General features: G+C 63.4%; 1 protein-coding gene. It reads right to left on the bottom strand.

Annotated elements, in window-relative coordinates:
- Nucleotides 1-140 precede the first annotated feature (140 nt).
- Nucleotides 141-1,442 carry a cytochrome P450 gene (locus tag GVL61_RS24390; RefSeq protein WP_159983864.1) on the bottom strand — a complete coding sequence of 434 codons (1,302 nt, stop codon included), beginning with the start codon at nucleotides 1,440-1,442 and terminating at the stop codon, nucleotides 141-143.
- Nucleotides 1,443-1,553 lie beyond the last annotated feature (111 nt).

Below are 1,553 nucleotides of genomic sequence, written 5' to 3'. Positions count from 1 at the left end.
GACTAGAGCGATGCGCGGGGGGTGCAAGGGGGAGGCATGTGCGAATGCCCACCCCGCTGCGACTACCCCTCGCCGGCGTATCGGCAAACTCGCTCCCCCTCCGCAGGTGGGCGGGGCCGGAGGTGGGCAGCCTCCTCTCCTCAGAGCGGGTCGAATTCCAAATGCAGCGACTTGAGGGCCCGCAGCACGTAAGTCGGCTCATATGCGAACACAGGCGCACTGGCGGGTCCATGATGCGCCTCGGACAGGCGGATGTTGCCCATGCGCGCCAGCAGCCGCTCAATACTGACGGCAACCTCCCGCCGGGCAAGCGGCGCACCGATGCAGGTATGCGCCCCGCGCCCAAAGGCCAGATGCTCCTTGATGCGCGGCCGGTCCATGTCGAAAGTGGCCGGATCGGGGAAACGCGCGGGATCGCGGTTGGCGGCCATGTAGCTCATGAGCACCGGAGTACCGGCCTTGATCTCGACGCCGCCCAGACTGGTGCTTTTCTGGCAGATCCGCCCGCCGCTTTTCACAGACCCGTCGATGCGCAGCAATTCCTCGATGAAATCGGCAATACGCTTGGGGTCGGCGCGCAGTTCGGCCTGGATGTCCGGCCTCGTCGCGATCAGCCGAAAGCCGTTGGCGAGCAGCCGGTTGGTCGTGTCCTGCCCGGCGCCGAAGAGGAATGCGGCCAGCGTCGTCACATCGACGAGTGAGGGTTTCGAACCGTCGGGATAAGTCGCCCGCGCCAGGTCGTTGAGAATATCCTCCTGCGCCAGCAGCGCCCGCAAAGGGCGCATCAGTGCGTGATTGGCAAGCCGGCGGCGCGCGATCAGTTTGAACAGGTCCTTGCCGACGGGAACCAGCGGGTTCTTCATCATGTCTTCGGGGCTGGCGTCCATCGGCACTGGAAGCGCCCCTTCCAGCAGATCGCGGAACTTCGCGCGAGTAGCCTGCGACAGCCCCAGCAGGTCAGAGATCACGAGCGCACCGTAAGGCCCGCCGTATTGGCGCACGATATCCACCCGGCCACTCGCGTGAAACTCGTCGATCAGGCCCTCCGCGGTCGCGGCCAGTTGCGGCTGCAGCTGTTTCAGCCGGCTGGGCGTGAACAGGCGCGAAAGGACTGAACGCAGATCCGCATGGCGATTGCCATGCTCCGCGACGATCTGGTCCCCGAAAGCAATCTCCTTGCGGTGGCTTTCCAGCTCATCGGAAATGTCGTCCCCTTCGGGAGTAAAGGGCAACTGGACCAGCCCGCCGGTGACGGCGTTGATCTCGGAAAAGTGCTCGGTATCGAGCACCAGCTGAATGGTTTCCTCATATCCGACAACGGCAACCGCGTTGCGATAGGGCAACCGTACCACCGGTCCCTGCGCGCGCAGATAATCGAAATAGGCATGGGGATCGTCGACCAGAGCGACGTCCGTATACCAATCGGCCTTTTCGTAGGACACGCGTTCTCTCCCCTATTTTATGATCCTTAGTGTATCATTATTCTGCAGTGGGTCAAGATGCGCACGTCATGCTAGGGGACAGCGATGCCCCCTATCTCCCCTGCCCTGCCC

The sequence above is a fragment of the Novosphingobium sp. 18050 genome (assembly GCF_902706195.1).
In the GTDB taxonomy this organism is placed as follows: domain Bacteria; phylum Pseudomonadota; class Alphaproteobacteria; order Sphingomonadales; family Sphingomonadaceae; genus Novosphingobium.
This window is presented reverse-complemented; position numbering and strand designations above follow the sequence as displayed.